21 protein-coding genes and 1 pseudogene are annotated in these 21,588 nt (G+C 74.0%); 9 read left to right on the forward strand and 13 right to left on the reverse strand.

Annotated elements, in window-relative coordinates; translation table 11 throughout:
- Positions 1-24 precede the first annotated feature (24 nt).
- Positions 25-417, reverse strand: a complete 393-nt coding sequence (locus KPL59_RS26075) for an amidase (RefSeq protein WP_020623886.1) — start codon at positions 415-417, stop codon at positions 25-27.
- A 224-nt stretch (positions 418-641) separates the two neighbouring features.
- Between KPL59_RS26075 and KPL59_RS26080 the strand changes: the two genes are divergently transcribed.
- The 5 genes from KPL59_RS26080 (at position 642) to KPL59_RS26100 (ending at position 6,386) form a co-directional block, all read left to right on the forward strand.
- On the forward strand, positions 642-2,180 hold the full coding sequence (locus tag KPL59_RS26080; RefSeq protein WP_226362335.1) for an NCS1 family nucleobase:cation symporter-1: 1,539 nt from the start codon (positions 642-644) through the stop codon (positions 2,178-2,180).
- Positions 2,180-2,911 carry an aspartate/glutamate racemase family protein gene (locus KPL59_RS26085; RefSeq protein ID WP_226362336.1) on the forward strand — a complete coding sequence of 244 codons (732 nt, stop codon included), beginning with the start codon at positions 2,180-2,182 and terminating at the stop codon, positions 2,909-2,911. Before KPL59_RS26080 ends, KPL59_RS26085 begins: the two co-directional genes overlap by 1 nt.
- Positions 2,908-4,335, forward strand: a complete 1,428-nt coding sequence (gene allB, locus KPL59_RS26090; RefSeq protein WP_226362337.1) for an allantoinase AllB — start codon at positions 2,908-2,910, stop codon at positions 4,333-4,335. Before KPL59_RS26085 ends, allB begins: the two co-directional genes overlap by 4 nt.
- Positions 4,336-4,344: 9 nt before the next feature.
- Complete coding sequence (locus tag KPL59_RS26095) at positions 4,345-5,166, forward strand: IclR family transcriptional regulator (protein ID WP_226362338.1); 822 nt, start codon at positions 4,345-4,347, stop codon at positions 5,164-5,166.
- Between the two features lie 323 nt (positions 5,167-5,489).
- Positions 5,490-6,386, forward strand: a complete 897-nt coding sequence (locus KPL59_RS26100; protein WP_226362339.1) for a type IV toxin-antitoxin system AbiEi family antitoxin domain-containing protein — start codon at positions 5,490-5,492, stop codon at positions 6,384-6,386.
- A gap of 45 nt (positions 6,387-6,431) precedes the next feature.
- Here KPL59_RS26100 and KPL59_RS26105 read toward each other — a convergent pair whose 3' ends face one another.
- The 4 genes from KPL59_RS26105 to uraD are packed head-to-tail and all read right to left on the reverse strand — an operon-like array spanning position 6,432 to position 9,714.
- Positions 6,432-7,955, reverse strand: coding sequence for a nucleobase:cation symporter-2 family protein (locus KPL59_RS26105; RefSeq protein ID WP_226359188.1), 1,524 nt, complete (start codon positions 7,953-7,955; stop codon positions 6,432-6,434).
- A gap of 34 nt (positions 7,956-7,989) precedes the next feature.
- On the reverse strand, positions 7,990-8,904 hold the full coding sequence (gene pucL / locus KPL59_RS26110) for a factor-independent urate hydroxylase (protein WP_226362340.1): 915 nt from the start codon (positions 8,902-8,904) through the stop codon (positions 7,990-7,992).
- A gap of 1 nt (position 8,905) precedes the next feature.
- Positions 8,906-9,211, reverse strand: coding sequence for a hydroxyisourate hydrolase (locus tag KPL59_RS26115; RefSeq protein ID WP_226362341.1), 306 nt, complete (start codon positions 9,209-9,211; stop codon positions 8,906-8,908).
- Positions 9,208-9,714, reverse strand: a complete 507-nt coding sequence (gene uraD, locus KPL59_RS26120; RefSeq protein ID WP_226362342.1) for a 2-oxo-4-hydroxy-4-carboxy-5-ureidoimidazoline decarboxylase — start codon at positions 9,712-9,714, stop codon at positions 9,208-9,210. The genes KPL59_RS26115 and uraD overlap by 4 nt, the downstream gene beginning before the upstream one ends.
- Before the next feature lie 411 nt (positions 9,715-10,125).
- Here uraD and KPL59_RS26125 point away from each other — a divergent pair, with 411 nt between their 5' ends.
- Positions 10,126-11,775, forward strand: a complete 1,650-nt coding sequence (locus tag KPL59_RS26125; protein WP_226359192.1) for a cytosine permease — start codon at positions 10,126-10,128, stop codon at positions 11,773-11,775.
- A gap of 37 nt (positions 11,776-11,812) precedes the next feature.
- On the opposite strand, the gene KPL59_RS26130 is transcribed toward KPL59_RS26125, so the two are convergent.
- Genes KPL59_RS26130 through KPL59_RS26155 form a run of 6 tightly spaced genes read right to left on the reverse strand, consistent with a single transcriptional unit; the run spans position 11,813 to position 16,326 of the window.
- Positions 11,813-12,568 (reverse strand): urease accessory protein UreD, encoded by a 756-nt coding sequence (locus tag KPL59_RS26130; RefSeq protein WP_226359193.1) that lies wholly within the window; start codon positions 12,566-12,568, stop codon positions 11,813-11,815.
- A 1-nt stretch (position 12,569) separates the two neighbouring features.
- Positions 12,570-13,298, reverse strand: coding sequence for an urease accessory protein UreG (gene ureG, locus KPL59_RS26135; RefSeq protein ID WP_075306574.1), 729 nt, complete (start codon positions 13,296-13,298; stop codon positions 12,570-12,572).
- Entirely contained in the window at positions 13,288-13,992 is a 705-nt protein-coding gene (locus KPL59_RS26140; RefSeq protein ID WP_226362821.1) for an urease accessory protein UreF, read from the reverse strand. The genes ureG and KPL59_RS26140 overlap by 11 nt, the downstream gene beginning before the upstream one ends.
- Entirely contained in the window at positions 13,989-15,704 is a 1,716-nt protein-coding gene (locus KPL59_RS26145) for an urease subunit alpha (RefSeq protein ID WP_226362343.1), read from the reverse strand. The genes KPL59_RS26140 and KPL59_RS26145 overlap by 4 nt, the downstream gene beginning before the upstream one ends.
- Complete coding sequence (locus tag KPL59_RS26150; protein WP_075333380.1) at positions 15,701-16,027, reverse strand: urease subunit beta; 327 nt, start codon at positions 16,025-16,027, stop codon at positions 15,701-15,703. The genes KPL59_RS26145 and KPL59_RS26150 overlap by 4 nt, the downstream gene beginning before the upstream one ends.
- A complete protein-coding gene (locus KPL59_RS26155; RefSeq protein ID WP_020622559.1) occupies positions 16,024-16,326 on the reverse strand; it encodes an urease subunit gamma in 303 nt (100 codons plus the stop codon). Before KPL59_RS26155 ends, KPL59_RS26150 begins: the two co-directional genes overlap by 4 nt.
- Positions 16,327-16,574: 248 nt before the next feature.
- Here KPL59_RS26155 and KPL59_RS26160 point away from each other — a divergent pair, with 248 nt between their 5' ends.
- The 3 genes from KPL59_RS26160 to yidC all read left to right on the forward strand — a co-directional run bounded on the left by KPL59_RS26160 (position 16,575) and on the right by yidC (position 19,990).
- The gene (locus KPL59_RS26160; RefSeq protein ID WP_226362344.1) at positions 16,575-18,518 is read left to right on the forward strand and encodes a solute carrier family 23 protein; all 1,944 of its coding nucleotides are present in this window, start codon (positions 16,575-16,577) and stop codon (positions 18,516-18,518) included.
- An 86-nt stretch (positions 18,519-18,604) separates the two neighbouring features.
- Positions 18,605-18,943, forward strand: a complete 339-nt coding sequence (locus KPL59_RS26165; protein ID WP_198932171.1) for a DUF6412 domain-containing protein — start codon at positions 18,605-18,607, stop codon at positions 18,941-18,943.
- Between the two features lie 96 nt (positions 18,944-19,039).
- Positions 19,040-19,990 (forward strand): membrane protein insertase YidC, encoded by a 951-nt coding sequence (yidC, locus tag KPL59_RS26170; RefSeq protein WP_226362345.1) that lies wholly within the window; start codon positions 19,040-19,042, stop codon positions 19,988-19,990.
- Here yidC and KPL59_RS37830 read toward each other — a convergent pair.
- Together KPL59_RS37830 and KPL59_RS37835 are read right to left on the reverse strand one after the other, a co-directional pair.
- Positions 19,947-20,162, reverse strand: a complete 216-nt coding sequence (locus KPL59_RS37830; RefSeq protein ID WP_226362346.1) for a helix-turn-helix domain-containing protein — start codon at positions 20,160-20,162, stop codon at positions 19,947-19,949. The two genes, yidC and KPL59_RS37830, sit on opposite strands and share 44 nt — an antisense overlap.
- A gap of 989 nt (positions 20,163-21,151) precedes the next feature.
- A pseudogene (locus tag KPL59_RS37835) lies at positions 21,152-21,502 on the reverse strand (PucR family transcriptional regulator ligand-binding domain-containing protein); the annotation flags it as partial.
- Positions 21,503-21,588: the final 86 nt, after the last annotated feature.

Consider the following 21,588-nt stretch of genomic DNA (forward strand, 5'->3'; position numbering starts at 1 on the left):
CGTTGAGGACGGGCGGTGCGGTTCTCAGGCGGGCTCGGGCAGTCCCTTGTAGGCACGCCAGCCGCCGTGGGTGGTGATGTCGGTGAGCTCGTCGCGCTGGCGCTCCAGCACGCCGGGGCGCAGCCCGACGGCGAGGACGTCGCGTCCGTCGTCGAGCTCGATCACGGTGAGCTCGAGCTCCGGCGGCTCGTCGGGCAGGAAGTCGGTGCGGATCGCCCGGAGCGGGACGTCGTAGATCTCCCCGGCCAGCGGTACGCCGCCGGCGGGGTCCTCCAGCAGGGCCGGGAACTCGTCGCGCACCGAGTACATGCGGTAGTGCGGAGCGGTCCGGACCTGTCCGAGGAACGGGTGGGCGGACACGTTGTGGTGGAGCCGGCCGCCGCGCATCGCGTCACCGGAACAGAAGAGGGCAGTCACCGGAGCCTCCGATCCTTCCGCAATGCGGAATAGTGATTCCGTTGTGCGGCATGAATCGGACCACGGCATCCGGGGGTGTCAAGCATCGCTGTCGTCGGTGACCCCTTGACGCTTGCGTGACAGGCGCCATAGCGTGATTCCGCACCGCAAGAGATCCGTTTCACATCGCGGAAACCAGCGCGTCACATCCGACGCGCCACGACGTGGGAACCGAGGTGGCCCCGATGACGGGACCCGGAACGAGCGACCGGTCCGCAGCAGCCCCGACCGACGACCAGGTGACCGCCGTGCCCGTCGCGCCGGGCGGCGCGGACGCACCGAGCCCACGGCTCTACAACCGCGACCTCGCGCCGACCACCGTCGAGGGGCGGTCGTGGAAGGCCTACAACATCTTCACCCTGTGGGCCGTCGACGTGCACAGCCTGGGCAACTACGGCTTCGCCCTCGGCCTGTTCGCCCTCGGTCTCGGCGCCTGGCAGATCCTGGTCTCGCTCGGCATCGGTGCGCTGGTGCTGTTCGTGCTGCTCACCGTCGCCGGGTACATGGGCTACCGGACCGGCCTGCCGTTCCCGGTCATGAGCCGGATCTCCTTCGGCGTCCGTGGCGCGCAGCTCCCGGCCCTGGTCCGGGGTGCGGTCGCGATCGCGTGGTTCGGCATCCAGACCTACCTGGCCACCCAGGTGCTCGTCGTGATGGTCCTGGCCGTGGCGCCGTCGGCCGGTGGGCTGGAGCAGGTGTCGTTCCTCGGTCTGTCGGTGCTGGGCTGGATCTGCTTCCTCGTGCTGTGGGTCGTGCAGGTGGCGATCCTGCTGCGCGGCATGGACGGCATCCGCCGCTACGAGGCGGTGGCCGGGCCGATCGTGCTGGTGACCCTCGCCGTGCTCTCCGGATGGGTGCTGTGGCAGACCGGCGGGGAGATCGCCTGGTCGGTGCCCGACCCGCTGACCGGCGGCGCGATGTGGGTGCAGATCCTGGCCGGTGCGTCGTTGTGGACGGCGATCTACGGCACCTTCGTCCTCAACTTCTGCGACTTCACCCGCGGCGCGGTGTCCACCGGCGCGGTCCGGCGCGGCAGCTTCTGGGGGATCCTGCCGAACACCCTGTTCTTCGGCGTCGTCGTCGTGGTGCTCGCGGGCGGGCAGCTGCGGATCGGCGGGCAGGTCATCTCCAGCCCGGCCGACGTCGTCAACACCATCCCCAACACCCCGCTGTTGCTGCTCGCCTCGGCGGCGCTGCTGATCCTGACGATCGCGGTCAACCTGATGGCGAACTTCGTGGCCCCCTGCTACGCCCTGTCCAACCTGTTCCCGAAGGTCCTCGACTTCCGCCGGGCCGGGGTCGTCAGCGCGCTGATCGGGCTCGTCATCCTGCCCTGGAACCTCTACGACTCCCCGCTGGTGATCACCTACTTCCTGGGTGTGCTCGGCGCGCTGCTCGGGCCGCTGTTCGGGATCGTGATGGCCGACTACTGGCTGGTGCGGCGCGGCCGGATCGACGTCCCCGCGCTGTACTCCGAGGCGAGCGGGGCCGCCTACCACTACCGGGGCGGGATCAACCGGCGCGCGGTCGCGGTGTTCGTGCCGTCCGCGCTGGTCGCCGTCGCCGTCGGGTTCGTGCCCGCGCTGGAGCCGGTCGCCCCGTTCAGCTGGTTCCTCGGCGCCGGGCTCGCCGCACTGCTGACCGTGCTCGTCGCCCCGCGCGGACGGACCTACCGCGCGGTGTCCGGGGAGTCCCTGGCCGTCGCACCCACCGGGGGGCACTAGTGCGCATCGTCGTCGTCAATGTCAACACCACGGCCTCGGTCACCGAGGCCATCGCCGCCTCGGCGCGCTCGGTCGCCGCGCCCGGCACCGAGATCGTCGGGCTCACGCCGCGGTTCGGCGCCGAGTCGGTCGAGGGCAACCTGGAGAGCTACCTGGCCGCGGTCGGGGTCGCCGACGCCGTCGCGCGGTACGCCGCCGGCGAGTCGTTCGACGCGGTGATCCAGGCCGGCTACGGCGAGCACGGCCGGGAGGGCCTGCAGGAGATGCTCGACGTGCCCGTCGTCGACATCACCGAGGCCGCCGCGACCACCGCGATGTACCTCGGCCACCGCTACTCGGTGGTGACCACGCTGGACCGCACCGTGCCGCTGATCTCCGACCGGCTGCTGCTGGCCGGGCTGGAGCGGCGCTGCGCCTCGGTGCGCGCCTCCGGGCTCGCGGTGCTGGAGCTGGAGCAGGACCCGGACCGGGCGGTCGCCGCGATCGTCGAGGAGGCCCGGCTGGCCGTCGAGCACGACCACGCCGAGGTGATCTGCCTGGGCTGCGGCGGCATGGCGGGCCTGGAGGAGAAGGTGCGCGCGGAGACCGGGGTGCCCGTCGTCGACGGGGTGCAGGCCGCGGTGACCGTCGCCGAGTCGCTGGTGCGCCTGCGCCTGAGCACCTCGAAGGCCCGCACCTACGCGGCCCCCCGAACCAAGAAGATCACCGGATTCCCCCTGGAGATGCCATGACCAGCTACGACCTGGTGGTCCGCGGGCAGCGGATCATGACCACGGCGGGCGAGCAGCCCCGCGAGATCGGTGTGACCGGCGGGCGGATCGTCGCCATCGAGCCGCTCGGCAACGGCCTCGACGGTGCCCGGGTGATCGACCTCGCCGAGGACGAGGTGCTGCTCCCCGGGCTCGTCGACACCCACGTCCACGTCAACGAGCCCGGCCGCACCGAGTGGGAGGGCTTCGCCTCGGCGACCCGGGCCGCCGCGGCGGGCGGGGTCACCACGATCGTCGACATGCCGCTCAACTCGATCCCGCCGACCGTCGACGTCGCCGCACTCGAGGTGAAGCGCAAGGTCGCCGAGCACCAGGCGTTCGTCGACGTCGGGTTCTGGGGCGGGGCGGTGCCGGGCAACCTGGGCGACCTGCGCGGCCTGCACGACGAGGGAGTCTTCGGCTTCAAGTGCTTCCTGCTGCACTCCGGGGTCGACGAGTTCCCGCCGCTCGACGCCGACGAGATGGAACGCGACATGGCCGAGCTGGCCACGTTCGACGCCGTCATGATCGTGCACGCCGAGGACTCCCGGGCCATCGAGAAGGCCCCCACCCCGCACGGCGCGAAGTACGACACCTTCCTGCGCTCGCGCCCGCGCGGCGCGGAGAACCTGGCGATCGCCGAGGTCATCGAGCGGGCCCGCTGGACCGGGGCGCGTGCGCACGTGCTGCACGTGTCGTCCTCCGACGCGCTGCCGATGATCGCGACCGCGCGCCGCGACGGCGTCCGGATCACCGCCGAGACCTGCCCGCACTACCTGACGCTGTTCGCCGAGGAGATCCCCGACGGCGCCACCACCCACAAGTGCTGCCCGCCGATCCGCGAGGCGTCCAACCGGGAGCTGCTCTGGGAGGGGCTGCTCGACGGGACGATCGACTGCATCGTCAGCGACCACTCGCCGAGTACCGCCGAGCTGAAGCTGCTCGACTCCGGGGACTTCGGGCTCGCCTGGGGCGGGGTGTCGTCGCTGCAGCTGGGACTGTCTCTGGTGTGGAGCGAGGCCCGCCGGCGCGGCATCGGGCTGGCGCAGGTCGTGCAGTGGATGGCCTCGAAGCCGGCCGACCTGGTCGGGCTGCGCTCGAAGGGCCGGATCGCGCTGGGGTACGACGCCGACCTCGTCGTCTTCGCCCCCGACGCCGCGTACGTGGTGGACCCGGAGCGGCTGCACCACAAGAACAAGGTCAGCGCCTACGCCGGACGGTCGCTGTCCGGCGTGGTCCGGCGCACCGTCCTGGGCGGCCGCGACGTCGACGTGGCCGGCGAGCCGCACGGACGGCTGCTGCGCCGTGGCTCGGTGGAGCGGGTGACCGGTGCCCCCGGCGCCCCGGAGGCCCCCGGCGCCCCGGAGGCCTCCGAGGTCCCGGCCGCACCGCCCGAGCAGGGCTAGACTTCCGTCATGCGGAAGAACGATCCCGACAGTCGCGTCGGTGCCGCCGCGGACGTCGCCGCGGCCGCACCGGCCCGCTCGGGGAGCGTGCAGTCCGTGGAGCGGGCCGTGGACCTGCTGGAGGCGATGGCCGACGCGGGCGGGACGGTCAGCCTGTCCCACCTCGCGGCCACCTCCGGGCTTCCCCTGCCGACCATCCACCGGCTCGTCAGGACCCTGGCCGGGCGCGGCTACGTCCGCCAGCAGTCCTCGCGCGAGTACGCCCTCGGCCCCCGCCTGGTGCGGCTCGGCGACACCGCGGGACGTCTGGTGGGCATGTGGGCCCGGCCCCGGCTCGCCGCCCTGGTCGACGACCTGGGGGAGAGCGCGAACCTCGCGCTGCTGGAGGGCAACCAGGTCGTCTACGTGGCCCAGGAGCCCGGCCGGCACTCGATGCGGATGTTCACCGAGGTCGGCCGACGGGTGTCGCCGCACTGCACCGCCGTCGGGAAGGCGCTGCTGTCCCGGATGCCGGTCGAGCGGGCGCGGGAGATCCTGCGGCACACCGAGTTCGTGCGGCACACCGACAACACCATCACCTCGCCCGAGGAGTACTTCGCCGAGCTCGACAAGGTCCGCGCCGCCGGGTACGCCGTCGACGAGGGTGAACAAGAGCTCGGGGTGCGGTGCGTGGCCGTCGCGCTCGACGGGCCGCTGCCCGCCGCGGTGTCCATCTCCGGGCCGACGACCCGGATGACCGACGCGCTGCTCGACTCCGCGGTGCCGAAGCTGCAGGCCGTCGCCGCCGCGCTGGTGGCCGAGCTGGCCCGGCAGGACGCGGCCGGGGTCTGACCCACCCGGTGCCGACGCCCAGGCGCCGCACATCCCGGGCGCCCGCCCGGCATGCTGCGCCGAGCAGGCATGGCCGCGACCGGGCGCGCCTGCCCGGCCTGCTCCGGCCGCCCCGGCATGATCGCGACCGGGCGCGACGGCTCGGCCTGCCCCGGGCGCCCCGGCATGATCGCGACGAGCGAGGGATTCCGTGCCACATCCGGCACCGGACCCCTCGCCCGTCGCGATCACCAGGTGTCCCGCCCCGGGGCTCGCCGTTCGCACCCGCGAACCGGGGCCGCCGTTCGCCTCCGGGAGCCGGGCCGGTCCACCACCCTGCCCCGATGGCTGATCTGACCGATCCGACCGATCTGGAACGGCTGCTGGTCCGGCAGGGCGGCCTGGTCACCCGGACCCAGGCGATCGCCTACGGCGTTCCTGCCCGCACCGTCGCGCGACGGGTGTCCTCCGGGGCCTGGCGGGCGCGGCACCCCGGGGTCTACCTGGTCGCCGGTCATCGGGTCACCGACGAGACCCGGGTCCGGGCGGCGTGGCTCTGGGGCGGCGCCCGCTGCGTCGTGACCGGGCCCGCGGCCGCGTACTGGCTGGGGATGCGTCCCGGTGCCCCGGCCGAGGTGCTGCTCGCCGTCCCGTCGACGGTGCAGCGGGCCCGGCGGCCGGGGGTGCGTCTGCGTCGCCGCACCCTGGACCCGGCCGACCGGGTCGTCCACCGGGGCATCGTCGTGACCGCGACGCCGCTGACCGTGCTGGAGACGGCCGCGGCGCTCGGTGGCACCGACGGGCCCGCGTTCCTGGACCGGGCGCTGCAACGGTGGGTGTCCCACGACGAGCTGCACGCGGCGTACTGCCGGGTGGCGGGTACACCGGGGATCGCGGCCGCCGCGCGGTTGCTCGTCGCGGCGGGGGACCGGGCCGACTCCGCCCTGGAACGACGGCTGCTGCGGCTGCTGCGCGAGGCCCGGCTCCCCGGGCTCGTGCGGGCGATGCCGTTCGGGCCCTGGACGGTCGACCTCGCCTTCCCCGCGGCACGGGTGGCGGTCGAGGTCGACGGCTGGGCCTGGCACAGCGACCCGGAGCGGTTCCGGGCCGACCGGCGCAAGCAGAACGCGCTGGTCGCGGCCGGGTGGACGGTGCTGCGGTTCACCTGGTCGGACGTGCACGACCGGCCGGGCGAGACGGTGGGGCGGATCCGGCGGGCCGTCGGTGATCGCGCCGCCTGAGGGGTCCGGTGCCGGATCCGGCACCGGACCCCTCGGAGGAGACGATCACTCGTCGCGGACCTGGGTCCCCGGCTTGGCAGTGACCGGCTCGTAGGAGTCCGGGCCCAGCACCTCACCGGAGGACAGGATCCGGATCTCCCCGGTCTGCACGAGCACCGGCGGCCCCGCGGCGACGATGGACGGTGCCGACGGCCGCCCGGGGGCGAGCACGTTGAAGAACAGGTTGAGCAGCACCGCGACGATCGCCGCCGAGCTGATGCCGGAGTGGAAGATCGTCGCGAACCACTCCGGGAAGTTCGCCCAGAAGTCCGGCGACACCACCGGGATCAGACCGAACGCCACCGCCGCCGCGACGATCACCATGTTGTTGGTGTTGCGGTACTCGACCGAGGCGAGCGTCCGGATGCCGCTGGCGGCGACCGTGCCGAACAGCACGATCCCGGCCCCGCCGAGCACCGGCTGCGGGATCGCCGAGAACACCGCCGAGGCCATCGGCGAGAGCCCCAGCACCAGCAGGAGCAGCCCGCCCGCGGCGACGGCGAACCGGCTCCGGATCCCGGTCAGCGCGACCAGGCCGACGTTCTGGGCGAACGCCGTCGCGGGGAAGGAGTTGAACACCGGCGCGAGCGCCGAGGCCGCCATGTCCGCGCGCAGGCCGTCCCCGACCCGGCGGGAGTCCACCTCGGCCCCGACGACCTCGCCGACCGCGAGGATGTCCGCGGTCGTCTCCACCATGACCACCAGGATGACGATGACCATCGAGACGATCGCGCCGATCTCGAACAGCGGCCCGCCGAACGCGAACGGCGTCGGGATGGCGGCCACGCTCGCCTCGCCCACCTTCGCGAAGCTGCTCAGCCCCAGCACCAGGGCGACGACGGTGCCCACCAGCAGGCCGAGCAGCACCGAGAGCCGGGAGACGACCCGGATCTTGCTGGCGACGATCACGACCAGGAAGGTGAACGCGGCCAGCGCGATGTTCGGCAGCGAGGCGAACGCGGGGTTGGGCACCGTCGCGCCGGCGACCGTGACCGTCTCCCGGCCGGTGATCCACCCGGTCGCCACCGGCATCAGCGACAGCCCGATGACGGTGATGATCGACCCGGTGACCACCGGCGGGAACAGCCGCACCACCTTCGCGAAGAACGGCGAGATGAGCAGCCCGACCAGCGCGGCCACGATCACCGCGCCGAAGACGACGCGCAGGCCGTCGGTGCCGTCGTCGCCGATGATCGCGATCATCGTCGACACCGAGGCGAACGAGGTGCCCTGCACCAGCGGCAGCTGGGAGCCGAAGAACGGCAGCCCGAGCGTCTGCAGGAGCGTCGCGAGCCCGCTCACGAACAGCCCGCTGGCCACCAGGACGGCGCTCTGCGCGGGGTCGAGCCCGGCCGCGCCGCCGATGATGATCGGGACGGCGATGACGCCGCCGAACATCGCGAGAACGTGCTGCACGCCGTAGCCCACCGTGGGTCCGAGGCCGAGCCGGTCGTCCTCGGGGCGGGGGCCTGTCGTGGCGGTCGTGCGTCGGCCGGTCGTCGCCGGCGCGTCCGCGTCGTCGGTGCTCATGGGCGTCCCCTCGGTGCGGAGGTGGTGGGATGGGTCAGACCGACGACGGGACGTCGGTCCACGCCTCCGGCGCCGGGGTCACGCCGTCGCGGACGACGGTGCCCTCGATCAGGCCGTAGGGGCGGTCCGCGGCGTAGAACACCTCGTTCGGGTTCTTGAGGCCGAACGGGGAGAGGTCGGACAGGAAGTGGTGCTTGTTGGGCATCGCGAACCGGATCTCGGCGACGCCGTCGCACGCCTCGATGCCGGCGCGGCCCATCTCGTAGAGCGACTGCTGCAGTGCGAGCGAGTGGGTGGTGGCGAACGCGGACAGCATCGCCGCGCCGATCGTGTCGTAGGCGGCGTTGTAGTCGATCCCGGCGGCGACGGCCTCGGACAGGTAGCGCCAGCGCGCGGTGACCGAGGTGGCCAGGATGCGGTCGTCGGTCTCGACCAGGGTCGTGTAGCGGTCCCGGGGGAAGCCGTGGAACTCGCTGCCGGTGGACTTCAGCACGGTGAGGTCCTTCAGCCCTGCGGTGACGTGGGTGGCCCCACCGACCTTCTGCACGGTGGCGAGCCGGGTGGCGCGGCCCTTGCGGACGAAGGAGTGGTCGTGCCCCGCGCCGTCGACGACGATCCGCTCCCACTCGTAGAGCTCGGCCTGCCACAGCCCGCCGGTGATCCACTCGAACTCGCCGGTGAAGTGGTCCCCGAGCAGCATCAGGAACTCCTCGGGGGAGGTGATCCCGTGCTCGGCGGCGAAGGCGTAGACGACGTTCTTCTGGGTGTCGGTGGCGACGACCTTGGAGTTGTCCCCGGCCAGGTAGCTGCTCTCCAGCTCCGCGCCGCGCAGCTGGCTGGTGACGTTGAGATCGGTGATCTCGTGCCGGGCGGTGTCGCGCACGACCCGCACCACGCGGACCTCCGCCTTGCCGTACTTGTTGTCGCCGAGGTGGACCGAGACGGACATGTCAGCTCCCGAGGTAGGTGGAGTAGGAGTAGGGCGACAGCAGCAGCGGGACGTGGTGGTGGCGGTCGGTGCGCTCCGGCCGGAACGCGATCGACACCTCCGGGAAGAACGGGCTCGGCGTCGTGAACGTGATCCGGTGCAGCACCCCCGCGGTGAGCGCGGCGGAGTCCGGGGCGCGCCAGCGCCCGTCGTCGTCGGTGGTGCCCGAGGCCAGGACGGTCCCGTCGGCGCTGGCCAGGGTCACCGGGACGCCGGTGGCCGGGCGGCCCGCCGCGGCGTCGAGGACGTGGGTGGAGAAGCTGCTCATGCCAGCACCTGCCGCATCCGCAGCGCGGTGATCTCGGCCAGCTGCCCGGCGGCCTCGGCGCGCTCGGTGGCCGGGTCGTTGCCCAGCCTGCGCTCCAGCTCGGCCAGGATCTGGTCCGCGTCGCGGCCCGCGGCGCGGATCAGGAAGACGTGGCCGAACCGCTGCTCGTAGGCGGCGTTGCCCGCGGCGAGCCGGGCCGCGGTGTCCGCCCCGGAGTCCACACCGGACTGCTCGGAGCGGGAGAAAGCGGCACCGTCGGCGTGCGCGCCACCGGGGCGCTCGCCGATCCGGGGGTGCCCGGCGAGGGCGGCGTCGATCTGCGCGGTGTCGAGGGCGAGCACCGCCTTCTCCGCCGCGGCGACGGCGTCGTCGACGCGGGCGTAGGGCCGGCCGGCGAGGAACCGGTCGGCCCAGGCGGACGAGGTGACGCAGGCCCGCAGGACGGGGCGCAGCTCGTCCGGCGGCGCGGTGTTGAGATGATCGAGGGACAGTGCGTCCGACATGGGCCCTGCTTCCGTGCGGTTCCGCACATTCCATGATGCGGAATCGTGATTCCGAACGATGTCAGTGTTGGTGTCGGGAAGACGCGGTGTCAAGGCTCACCGTGCGGTGTCCGGACACGGTGGAGGTCCCGATGTGCCGGTCCCGGCACCGGGTGTCGTCGGATCCCGGTGGGGCGCAGGGGGGCTCCGGGCCTCCACGGTGGTCCGTGCCGGCGGCGTGGCGCACCCGCCCCGCCCCGAACGTCACGCAGTCGTCACCGCCGGTGATCTCTCGTCACGTGATGTCCGGAACATCCGGTTCATCGGGCTGCGCCGTCACACAGTCGTCACATCCGGGCAACCGTGCGCGACGGGTGCGCGACGGAGCATTCGTCCCCGGCGGCCCCCGACCCGGCTGCCGAAGGAGCGGAGATGACCCAGGAGATGAGCTCGCCGGCGACGACCGACGGCGCGCCGACCGCCGTCGGCGCGGCGCGCGAGACGCTCGAGGACTACACGCTGCGGTTCGCGCCGCGCAGCTACCGGCGTTGGTCGCCCGGGGTGGTCGGGGTGACCGCGCTCGGCGGGATCGCCTACCTCGCCGACTTCGCGATCGGGGCCAACATCGGCATCGCCTACGGCACGACGAACGCGTTGTGGGGGATCCTCGTCTTCGCCCTGGTGGTGATCGCGACCGGCACGCCGGTGGCCTACTACGCCGCGCGCTACAACCTCGACCTCGACCTCATCACCCGCGGCAGCGGCTTCGGCTACTACGGCTCGATCCTCACCAACGTCATCTTCGCGACGTTCACCTTCATCTTCTTCGCCCTCGAGGGCTCGATCATGGCCCAGGGCCTCGAGCTCGGACTGGGCATCCCGGTCTGGCTCGGCTACGCGCTGTCCACCGTGGTGATCTTCCCGCTGGTCGTCTACGGGATGTCGCTGCTGTCGAAGCTGCAGCTGTGGACGACCCCGTTGTGGCTGGTCCTGATGGTGCTGCCCTTCGGCTACCTGCTGTTCGCCCACCCCGACTCGGTGTCGACCTTCCTGGCCTACCAGGGCGAGGACGGGATGGGCACGCCGAGTCTCGGTTCGGTCATGCTCGCCGCCGGGGTCTGCCTGTCGCTGATCGCCCAGATCGCCGAGCAGATCGACTACCTGCGGTTCATGCCCCCGAAGACCCCGGAGAACGCGCGCCGCTGGTGGACCGCGACGCTGCTCGCCGGGCCGGGCTGGGTGCTGTTCGGCGCGGCGAAGCAGGTCGTCGGGCTGTTCCTGGCGGTCTACTTCATCGCCAACGTCGCCGGCGGTGCCGAGGTCGCGAACGAGCCCGTGCAGCAGTTCCTGCTCATCTACCAGGACCTCATGCCGGGCTGGCTGGCCATCACCCTGGCCGTCGTGCTGGTCGTCATCAGCCAGATCAAGATCAACGTCACGAACGCCTACTCGGGCTCGCTGGCGTGGACGAACTCCTTCACCCGCATCACCGGGCACTACCCGGGTCGGCTGGTGTTCCTCGGGGTCAACCTGCTGATCGCGCTGGTGCTGATGGAGGCGAACATGTTCGACTTCCTCAACACCATCCTCGGCTTCTACGCCAACATGGGCATCGCCTGGATCGTGGTCGTCGCGACCGACATCGTCGTCAACAAGTACCTGCTCAAGATCTCGCCGAAGGTCCCGGAGTTCCGCCGCGGCATGCTCTACGCGGTGAACCCGGTCGGCTTCGGGTCGGTCGTCGTGGCGGGCGGGCTGTCCATCGCGACGTTCTTTGGCGCGCTCGGCAGCGCGGTCCAGCCGTTCTCGCCGGTGGTGGCGATCGTCCTCGGGTTCGTCCTGCCGCCGGTGCTCGCGGTGGCGACCCGAGGCCGCTACTACCTGCGACGCACCGACGACGGCATCGACGAGCCGATGTTCGACGAGCACGGCAACCCCTCCGCCGCCGTCCTGAACTGTCGCTCGTGCGGACAGGACCTGGAGCGCCCGGACATGACGGCGAGCGCGGCGGGTGGGCACGTCTGCTCGCTGTGCCTGGCGACCGACCGTGCCAAGGAGCACGTGCTGCCCGCGCAGCCCTGAGGTCCGCGGCCGGGCTCCCGGCCGCGGCCGGGCACGGTCACACCGGCGCGGGGACCGGACCCGCGGCCGCCACGGCGGCGGCGAGCCGGCGGCCCGCGGTGACGGCGTCGTGCCCGACGGCGGTCGCGAGCACGCCGCGCACCGCCAGCGGGGACAGGCTCCAGCCCGGCCCGGCGGCCGCGGCCACCGGGCCCGGAGCGTCGACGAGCACCTCGGTGCCCAGCACCCGGTGCCCGCCGAGATGGGCAGGGGAGCCGTCGAGCAACGGGTCGCCGATCTCCTGGGTCTGCACCAGCAGCGGCCGGCCGTCCTGGGTGATCCGCACGGTGCCGCGGTAGCGGCCGGGTCGCTCGCCGGTGCGGCCGGCGACCAGGACGTCACGGGCGTGCAGCGACGCGGTCGCGGCCAGCTCCACGTCCAGGACGGTCTCGTGGTGGGCGCGTGCGGTGACCACCGTCGGCTCGGGCAGGTGGGTCAGCGAGCCGCCCTCGCCGACGGTGCAGCGCAGCACCGTCCGGCTCGGTCGGCCGGGGCCGCCGCCCGGCAGCGCGACGGCGGCGGCGACGCCGCACAGCGTCAGGTGCGCGCTCGGCCCGACGGTGACGACGAGCTCGACGTCGTCACCGGCCAGCGGGGTCGACGCCGATCCGACCAGGTGCACCACCGCACCGTCGGCCCCGGCCCCGGCGGCGCCCCGGCGGGGGATCAGCGCGAGCGGGGACTGCGCCCGCAGGCGCCGGACGACGGTCCGGCCGTCGTGCTCGTCGACGACCAGCTCGGCGCGTGCCCGCACCTCAGACCGTGGCGCGGACGGCGGCGACCTGCTCGCACACCCACGCCCCGACCTCGGTCGCGCCCGGGTCCTCCACCAGCGACTGCGCGATCACCGGAAGCTCCCCGCGGATCCGCGCGGCGTCGCCGGTCATGACCCCGAGGTCGGCGCCCACCAGCGGCGCCAGGTCGGTCTTGTTGATCACCAGCAGGTCGGCGGTGGTGACACCCGGGCCGCCCTTGCGCGGCACCTTGTCCCCACCGGCGACGTCGACGACGAAGATCTGCCGGTCCACCAGCCCGCGGGAGAACACCGCGGTCAGGTTGTCCCCGCCGGACTCGACCAGCACGAGCTCGAGCCCGCCGTCGACGTCGGCGAAACGCTCCTCCAGCAGCTCGACCGCGTCGAGGTTGGCGGTGATGTCGTCGCGGATGGCGGTGTGCGGGCAGCAGCCGGTCTGCACGGCCTCGACCCGCTCCGGCGCGAGGACGGCGTTGCGGCGCAGGAAGTCGGCGTCCTCGGTGGTGTAGATGTCGTTGGTGACCACGGCGAGACGGACCCGCCCGGCGAGGCTGCGGGCCAGCGCCGCGACCAGCGCGGTCTTGCCGGAGCCGACCGGGCCGCCGATGCCGATGCGCACCGCGCGACCGCCGGCGGGGGCCGGGGCGTGGTGGTCGTGGTCGGTGACCGTCGGGTCGAAGCTGATCACGTGGCCGTGACCGTGGCCGGTCGTTGCGGACTCAGGAGGCAAAGAGACGCACCCTCTCGCGGTGGTGGTGGACGTGGGACTCGGCCAGGAGGTCGAGCAGCGGCGCCCCGGGCGCCGGGAGATCGGCGGGGTCGCCCCCGGCCAGGGCCGCGGCCTCGGCGGCCAGGGCCTCCAGCTCGTCGCCGAGGGCGACGACGGCGGTGTTGACGGCGAACGGGTCCAGCCCGAGCAGCCGCACCGCCGCCGACGCGGGCCCGGACACGGCGAGGTAGCCGACGCAGCGGGCCGCCGCGGCCGGCGGCTCCCCGGCCGCGCCGACGACGACCCCGACGAGCAGCGGGTGGTGCGGCCGCCGGTGGACCGCGACCAGGGCGTCGAGGGCGGCCGACGGCCACGCCGAGCGGACCGCGCGCAGCGACGCCCGGCCCTGGGACCGGGACGCCTCCCGCTGGGCCGCCGAGGGGGTGCGCGCGTCGAGTGCGGCGTCGAGCTCCGCCCACCCGGCGCCGCTCCCCGCAGCGAGGTCGGCAGCGGGGCCGGCGGCGAGGTCGGCGGCGGCCGCGGCGGCGCAGGCGGCGACCCGGCCCGCGGTGCGCAGCCGCCCCCGGAGGAAGGCGTGCAGCGACGCGACGTCGGTGACCAGGCCGCGGTCGGCGGCCTCCTCCAGACCTCCGGAGTGCACGTGCCCGCCGCCGGGGAACCGGGCGTCGGACAGGACGAGCGAGGCGAGCATCAGAACAGGAAGTACCGCTGCGCCATCGGCAGCTCGGCGACCGGGGCGGGCTCGACGACGTCGCCGTCGATCGTCACGGTGAACGAGTCCGGGTCGACCCGCACGTCCGGGGTCGCGTCGTTGAGGAGCATCCCGGCCTTGCGCACCGAGCGCGTGTCGGCCACCGGCACCGCGGGGGTCGCCAGACCGAGCCGGTCGGGGACGCCCTCGTCGAGGGCCGATGGGGCCATGAACGTCAGCGACCCCAGCGCCGCGGGGGTGTGGGCGTAGCCGAACATCGGCCGGCCGTACACCGGGCCCGGGGTCGGGATGGAGGCGTTCGCGTCGCCCATCTGCGCCCACACGGCGAACCCGCCCTTGAGCACGACCTCGGGGCGCACCCCGAAGAACTTCGGCTCCCACAGCACCAGGTCGGCGAGCTTGCCGACCTCGACCGACCCGATGTGCTCGGCGGCGCCGTGCGCCAGCGCCGGGTTGATCGTGTACTTCGCGACGTAGCGCCGGGCACGCAGGTTGTCGGCGCGGTCGGAGTCGCCGGGCAGCGGCCCGCGGGCGGCCTTCATGACGTGCGCGGTCTGCCAGGTCCGGATGACGACCTCGCCGATGCGGCCCATCGCCTGGGAGTCCGAGCTCATCATCGAGATCGCGCCCAGGTCGTGCAGCACGTCCTCGGCGGCGATCGTCGTCGGGCGGATCCGGGACTCGGCGAACGCCAGGTCCTCGGGCACCGACGGGTTGAGGTGGTGGCACACCATGAGCATGTCGAGGTGCTCGTCGAGGGTGTTGACGGTGTGCGGCCGGGTCGGGTTCGTCGACGACGGCAGGACGTGCCCCGTGCCGACGACCTCGATGATGTCCGGGGCGTGCCCGCTGCCCGCGCCCTCGGTGTGGAAGGCGTTGATCGAGCGGCCGTCGATCGCGGCCAGCGTGGACTGCAGGAACCCGGCCTCGTTGAGGGTGTCGGTGTGGATCGCGGCCTGCACGCCGGTCTCCTCGCACACCCGCAGGCAGGCGTCGATCGCCGACGGGGTGGTGCCCCAGTCCTCGTGCAGTTTGAACCCGCCCGCTCCGGCCCGCAGCTGCTCGTGCAGTGCCTCGTGCGACGTGGTGTTGCCCTTGCCCATCAGGAGCAGGTTCACCGGCTGGTGGTCCATGGCCGCCAGCATCCGGCCGATGTTCCAGGGGCCGGGGGTGACGGTGGTGGCCTTCGAGCCGTCCACTGGCCCGGTGCCGCCACCGAACAGCGTCGTGACGCCGGAGGCGAGTGCGGTCTCGACCAGCTGCGGGCAGATGAAGTGGACGTGCGCGTCGACCGCGCCCGCGGTGAGGATGCGGCCGTTGCCGGCCAGCACCTCGGTGCCGGGCCCGATGACCAGGGCGGGGTCGACGCCGTCCATGGTGTCGGGGTTGCCGGCCTTGCCGATGGCGACGATCCGGCCGTCCTTCACGCCGACGTCGGCCTTCACCACACCCCAGTGGTCCAGCACGACGGCACCGGTGATCACGAGGTCCGGGCAGTCCGCGGCGAGGACGGCGGCCTGGCCCATCGACTCCCGGATCACCTTGCCGCCGCCGAACAGCACCTCGTCGCCGGACGCCGGGCCGCGGGAGCGGTCCTCGGTGACCTCGATCAGCAGGTTCGTGTCCGCGAGCCGGATCCGGTCGCCGACGGTCGGGCCGTACAGGTCGGCGTAGCGCGCTCGGTCGATGCTCACTGCTCGTAGCTCCGCTCGTCGAGGGCGCCGGCCCGTTCGGGGCGCAGACCGGGGACCCTGCGTGCCCCGGCGATCGGCACCAGTGTCACCTCGCGCTCCACCCCGGGCTCGAACCGCACCGAGGTCCCGGCGGGGACGTCGAGCCGGTGTCCCCAGGCGGCGTCGCGGTCGAAGGACAGGCCGGGGTTCGCGGCGGCGAAGTGGTAGTGCGAGCCGACCTGCACCGGGCGGTCCGCGGCGTTGACCACGGTCAGGGTCAGTCGGGGGCGGCCGGGGTGCAGCTCGACCGGCTCCTCGCCGACGAGGATCTCGCCGGGGGTCACGCGATCGGCCCGTGCACGGTGACGAGCTTCGTGCCGTCCGGGAAGGTGGCCTCCACCTGGACCGAGTCGAGCATCTCCGGGACGCCGTCGAGGACGTCGTCGCGGGTCAGGACCTCCCGGCCGCTGCTCATCAGCTCGCTGACGGTGCGGCCGTCGCGGGCGCCCTCCAGGACGTGCTCGGTGATCAGGGCGACCGACTCCGGGTAGTTCATCCGCAGACCCCGCTCGCGTCGCCTGCGGGCGACGTCGGCGGCGACGTGGACGAGGAGCTTGTCGCGCTCGCTCGGACTGAGGTGCATGCCCGCATTGTGTCCGGTCCCGGGTTTCGACGGGATGTCCGGGAGGTTCCGAACGGTGTCCCGCCGGTGTCCCGATGTCCGGGTCGACTGTCGGAACCTACGAAAGCCCAGCGGCGAGCGGCCCGGGGTTCGTCGGGGACGGCGGTGCCGGGGGGTCCCGGCCCGGGCGCATGGTGATGCAGGTCGCAATCCGGCCCCTCTGCGCGCCCTGCCCCGTCATCCCCCTCCGGCTCTCATCGAGGTCACCGATGCGCCTGCGCCGATCCACCAGCGCCACCGCCGATCCCGCCCGTCCCGTCCACCCGGTCGACCGGGTGCCGCCCGCCGGACGGCTCGCCGTCTACGGCATGCAGCACGTGTTGGCGTTCTACGCCGGCGCCGTCGTCGTGCCGATCCTGCTCGCCAACGCCATCGGGCTCGACGAGCGCCAGCTCATCCACCTGATCAACGCCGACCTGTTCACCTGCGGCATCGCCTCGATCCTGCAGTCGGTCGGGATCGGCCGGATCGGGGTGCGGCTGCCGCTGCTGCAGGGCGTCACGTTCACCGCGGTCTCCCCGATGATCGCGATCGGGCTCGCCGCGGGGGGCGGGACGCAGGGGCTGACCACCATCTACGGCGCGGTGATCGTCGCCGGGCTGGTCACCTTCTTCGCCGCGCCCTACTTCGCGCGGCTGCTGCGCTTCTTCCCACCGGTCGTCACCGGCACGGTGATCACCGTGATCGGGCTGGCGCTGCTGCCGGTCGCCGCGACCGACGCGGTCGGCGGCTCGAACGCCCCCGACCCCGGCAACCCGCTCTACCTCGGGCTCGCCCTCGGGACGCTGGCGGTGATCGTGCTGATCCAGCGGCTGTTCCGTGGGTTCCTCGCGACGGTCGCCGTGCTGGCCGGGCTCGTGCTCGGCACGCTCGCCGCGGTGCCGTTCGGTCTGGTCGACCTGTCCGCGGTGGGGGAGTCGGACTGGGTCGGGGTCACCACGCCGTTCCACTTCGGCTGGCCGCAGTTCTCGATCGCCGCGATCCTGTCGATGATCGTCGTCATGATGATCACCGCGGTCGAGACGACCGGTGACGTGATCGCCACCGGCGAGATCGTGGACAAGAAGGTCGGGCCGGACGACGTCGCCCGCGCCCTGCGCGCCGACGGCGCCGCCACCACCCTGGGCGGTGTCCTCAACTCCTTCCCCTACACCTGCTTCGCCGAGAACGTCGGCCTCGTCCGTCTCACCCGGGTCTCCAGCCGCTGGGTGGTGGCCGCCGCGGGCGGTTTCATGATCCTCATCGGGCTGGTGCCGAAGGCCGGGGCGCTGGTCGCGGCCGTGCCGCACCCGGTGCTGGGCGGTGCGGCGCTGGCGATGTTCGCGACCGTCGCCGTCGTCGGGATCCAGACGCTGTCGCGGGTCGACTTCCGCGACCACCGCAACGTCGTCGTGGTCGGGTCCGGGCTCGGGGTCGCGCTGTTCGTGACCGTGCAGCCGGACGTGGCGCAGGCCCTGCCGGAGTGGGCGGGCATCGTGCTCGGCTCCGGGATCACCGCGGGCAGCGTGGTCGCGATCGGGCTCAACCTGCTCTTCTTCCACACCGGGCGCCGCCGCGACATCGCACCCGCGACGCCCGGCGGGGACACGGTGACCTTCGACCGGCTCGCCTCGGCCGACGCCGGCGAGTTCTCCGCGGTGCTCGGGCGGCTGTTCGAGGGCCCGACCGCGGTGCCCGCCCGGGTGCACGCCCGCGGCCCCTTCGCCGACGCCACCGCGCTGCGCGCCGCGGTGCAGGACGAGCTGTTCGCCGCGCCGCCCGAGGAGCAGCGGGCGCTGATGGGCCACTACCCCGACCTCGGAGGGCTCGCCGGCGCGGGCGGCTCCGGCGCCCCGGCTCCCCGCCGCCCCGACGGCGTCGGCCCGGTCGGTGGCCCCGTCGGTGGCACCGCCGCGGCGGCGCTGCGTGACCGGGCCGGGCTGGCCCTGCTCGGCAACGACGACCGCGCCGAGCTCTGCGCCGTGGCGGCGGCCTACCGGGAGCGCTTCGGGTTCCCGCTGATCGTCTGTCTGCGCGACGCGGGGGACACCCGCACGTTGCTCGCCACCGCGCGGCGGAGGCTGGAGCACCCGCCCGCGCAGGAGCACGCGACGGCCCTGGTGGAGATCGCCAAGGTCGCGGGGCGCCGGTTCGACGACCTGGTGTCCGGCTGACCCGGTGACGGGCGCAGGGCCCGGCGGCCGGCGCGGGAGGTCCGCGCCGGCCGCTGCGGGTGTCCGGGGCCGGTACGGTGGGCGGCGTGGACCTCGGGATCGGACGGCGCGCGCGGGCGGGGGCGGCCCTGCTGGTCGCGTCGCTGCTCCTGCTCGTGCCGGTCCTGCTGCCCGCCGAGGTCGAGACCGGGCTCGTCGGCGCCGTGGTCGCGCTCGCCGTCCTCGTGTGGGCCGGGCACCGCGAGCTCGGCGCGATCCACCTCGTCGCCACTGCCGCGACCACCCCGGTCCGTGAGGCCCGCCGGGTCCGGCACCGGGCCGGGATCGTCCGCCAGACCGATCCCGACGCGGCGGGCCGTCCCCGGCCGCGCGCTCCGGGACCGCTCCACCCGGAGCAGGTTCCCGGCGTCGTCGCGGCCGCCTGACGCGCCGCGCCGCGCGCCGGTGCGGTGTGCGCACCGGCCCGTCGTCGTCCCTGCTCCGGGACCCGTCCTGCCCCTCGGACGTCCCCGGAGTGAGAAGTGCTCGACTTCCTGTACTACCCCGTCTCCTTCGTCATGCGCCTGTGGCACGAGCTGTTCGGCGCCCTGTTCGGACCGGCCACCGGCCTGTCCTGGGCGCTGTCGGTGGTGTTCCTCGTGCTCACCGTCCGGGCGCTGCTGGTGCGCTCGGCCTGGACCCGGATGCGCGCCGCCCGGATCGGTCGCGCACTGGCCCCGCAGGTCGCCCGGCTCCGCGAACGCCACCGCGGCGACGCCCGGGCACTGGCCGAGGCGACCGCCGCGCTGCACCGCACGCACGGCTCGTCGCCGGTCGCCGGGCTCGGGGTGGTGTTCCTGCAGATCCCGGTGTTCGTCGCGCTGCTGCACGTGCTGCGCTCGTTCAACCGGCCCGGCCTGACCTTCGAACAGAACGCCGCGCTCGCCAACTACGCCTTCCCGCCCGACCAGGTCGCCTCGTTCCTGCAGGCCCGGCTGTTCGGGGCGCCGCTGTCGGCGTGGCTGCGGATGCCCGCCGAGCAGCTCGCCGCGTTCGGCGGGACCCCCGTCGACGGGGCGGCGGTCGCCGCCGTCGTGGTGGTGCTGGCCGTGCTCGCCGCGGTCTGCACCCACCTCAGCATGCGCTACGCCCGGGTCGACCCGGGTGCCGTGCCGCAGGGCACAACCCGGATCCTCGCGGCCCTGCCCTGGATCGCGCCGGTCGGTGTCCTCGCCGGTGGGCTGCTCTACCCGGCGCCGGTCGCGCTGCTGCTCTACTGGATGACCGGCAGCGTCGCGACCCTGGTCCAGCAGCTCGTGCTCACCCGGCTGCTCGACCGCAGGCCACCGGTCGTCGTCGCCCCGCCGGCGCCGGAACGCAGCCGGGCGCCACGGCCGGGCGCCAAGCCGGTGCGCCGCCGCGCCGCCGGCGCCCGCCGCCGGGCCGCCGTCACCGAGAGCGCAGCGCCAGGTAGAGGTCGACGCGGTCGGTGAACGAGGACGGGTCCCGCCCGGTCAGCTCCGCCACCCGGCCGATCCGGTACCGGACGGTGTTGACGTGCAGGTGCAGCCGGGCCGCGGTCCGGTTCCAGGACCCGGACTCGTCGAGGAACACCTCCAGGGTCTCCACCAGCCCGGTGCCCGACCGCGCGTCGTGGTCGAGCACCGGGCGCCGAGGACCTGGGCGGCGAAGCCGCGCCGGACGTCGTCGGGGACCCCGGCCAGCAGCGCCACGTGCGAGGTGATCTCCCCGGCCCGCACCGAGGTCACCGGGCCGACCCGGGACGCCGCCAGTCCCGCGGCGTGCCCGGCCTCGGCGAGCGCACCCGACAGCGCCTCCGCCGTCGACGGCCGCGACACCCCGGCCGACAGCCGTCCGCCCGCCAGACCGGGGCCGAGCCGGTGCACCGCGCCCAGCACCACCTCGACCGGGTCCGGGGTGTCCGCACGCCCGGGCACCGCGACGACGGCGACCGCGTCGCCACCCAGCACCCCGACCGCGGCCGGGCCGGTGCCGACCAGCGCGTCGAGCAGCACGGTGTGCGCGGTGTCGGCCGGGTCCGCGACGCCCGAGGCACGCAGCACGACCACGGCGAGGGTCCCGTCCGGTTCCACCCCGGCCTGGCGCAGCCGCACCCGGGTCTCCGGCCGGTCGCCGGTGTCGGCGGCGATCCGGGCCAGTGCGTCGTCGGCGATCGGGCGAGCCACCGCCGCGCCCTCGCGGCGCCGGGACCGGTCCAGCGCGGCGATGGCGGCCAGCTCCCCGACGGCGTCGACGGCCTCGGTGCCCGCCTGTGCGGTGCCCGGCGGCAGCTGCGCGGCGACCAGCCAGCCGGTGGCCCGTGCCGTTCCCGGTGCCGCGGGGACCACCAGGTGCGCGGCATCCTCCCGACCGGCCGGGACGGTCACCGGCAGCCGGCCCGCGGTGAGGAACCCGGCGACGACGGCGTCGCGCTCGGCGTCGGGCAGGGCCGGCCCGGCCAGGAGGCCGCCCGCGGCGGTGAGCACCCGGCAGACCAGGCCGGTGCCCGCCGAGACCGACCCGGCCAGCTCGGCCAGCTCCGCGCCGCCGGCGAACGCGGCGAGCAGCCGCCGGTGCCGGCCCAGGGTGTGGGCGAGCCGGTCCCCGCGGGCCGCGGACAGCGCCCCGATCACCACCTCGGTCACGGCGCCGAACGACACGTCCACCGGGACCGCGATGAGGACGAGGTCGTGGCGGCGGCAGGCGTCGACGACGTCGGCCGGGATGTCGCCGAACACGGCCTCGCCGGCCACCAGCGCCGCCGCCCCGGACCGGGCGACGGCCGCGACGAACCGCTCCGAGTCCGCGGGTGTCCGTCGCCACACCAGCCCGGACACCACCAGCTCGCCGCCGCCCAGGTAACGCGACGGGTCGGGCAGGTCGGTCGGGTACACCCAGCGCACGGACCGGTCCAGATCGGCCGCCGAGCCGTGCAGGACCCGCAGCCGCAGCTCCGGTCGCGCGACCAGCTCCGAGAGCAGCATGGGAGGAACCTACAACTCGGTGCACCCGCTGGGACCCCGATTCGTCACAGTGGTGCCTTCTCCTGGTGACCGTCACACGGTGCACT

This window comes from Pseudonocardia sp. ICBG1142, from assembly GCF_020496255.1.
GTDB lineage: Bacteria > Actinomycetota > Actinomycetes > Mycobacteriales > Pseudonocardiaceae > Pseudonocardia.

Bases quoted from the DNA above. Each gene is read 5' to 3' on its own strand.
- KPL59_RS26100 (WP_226362339.1), top strand. From the start codon at position 5,490: ATGGCTGATCTGACCGATCCGACCGATCTGGAACGGCTGCTGGTCCGG.
- KPL59_RS26080 (WP_226362335.1), top strand. From the start codon at position 642: ATGACGGGACCCGGAACGAGCGACCGGTCCGCAGCAGCCCCGACCGAC.
- KPL59_RS26095 (WP_226362338.1), top strand. From the start codon at position 4,345: ATGCGGAAGAACGATCCCGACAGTCGCGTCGGTGCCGCCGCGGACGTC.
- pucL (WP_226362340.1), bottom strand. From the start codon at position 8,904: ATGTCCGTCTCGGTCCACCTCGGCGACAACAAGTACGGCAAGGCGGAG.
- KPL59_RS26160 (WP_226362344.1), top strand. From the start codon at position 16,575: ATGCGCCTGCGCCGATCCACCAGCGCCACCGCCGATCCCGCCCGTCCC.
- uraD (WP_226362342.1), bottom strand. From the start codon at position 9,714: ATGTCGGACGCACTGTCCCTCGATCATCTCAACACCGCGCCGCCGGAC.
- KPL59_RS26105 (WP_226359188.1), bottom strand. From the start codon at position 7,955: ATGAGCACCGACGACGCGGACGCGCCGGCGACGACCGGCCGACGCACG.
- KPL59_RS26155 (WP_020622559.1), bottom strand. From the start codon at position 16,326: ATGCACCTCAGTCCGAGCGAGCGCGACAAGCTCCTCGTCCACGTCGCC.
- KPL59_RS26115 (WP_226362341.1), bottom strand. From the start codon at position 9,211: ATGAGCAGCTTCTCCACCCACGTCCTCGACGCCGCGGCGGGCCGCCCG.
- KPL59_RS26125 (WP_226359192.1), top strand. From the start codon at position 10,126: ATGACCCAGGAGATGAGCTCGCCGGCGACGACCGACGGCGCGCCGACC.
- allB (WP_226362337.1), top strand. From the start codon at position 2,908: ATGACCAGCTACGACCTGGTGGTCCGCGGGCAGCGGATCATGACCACG.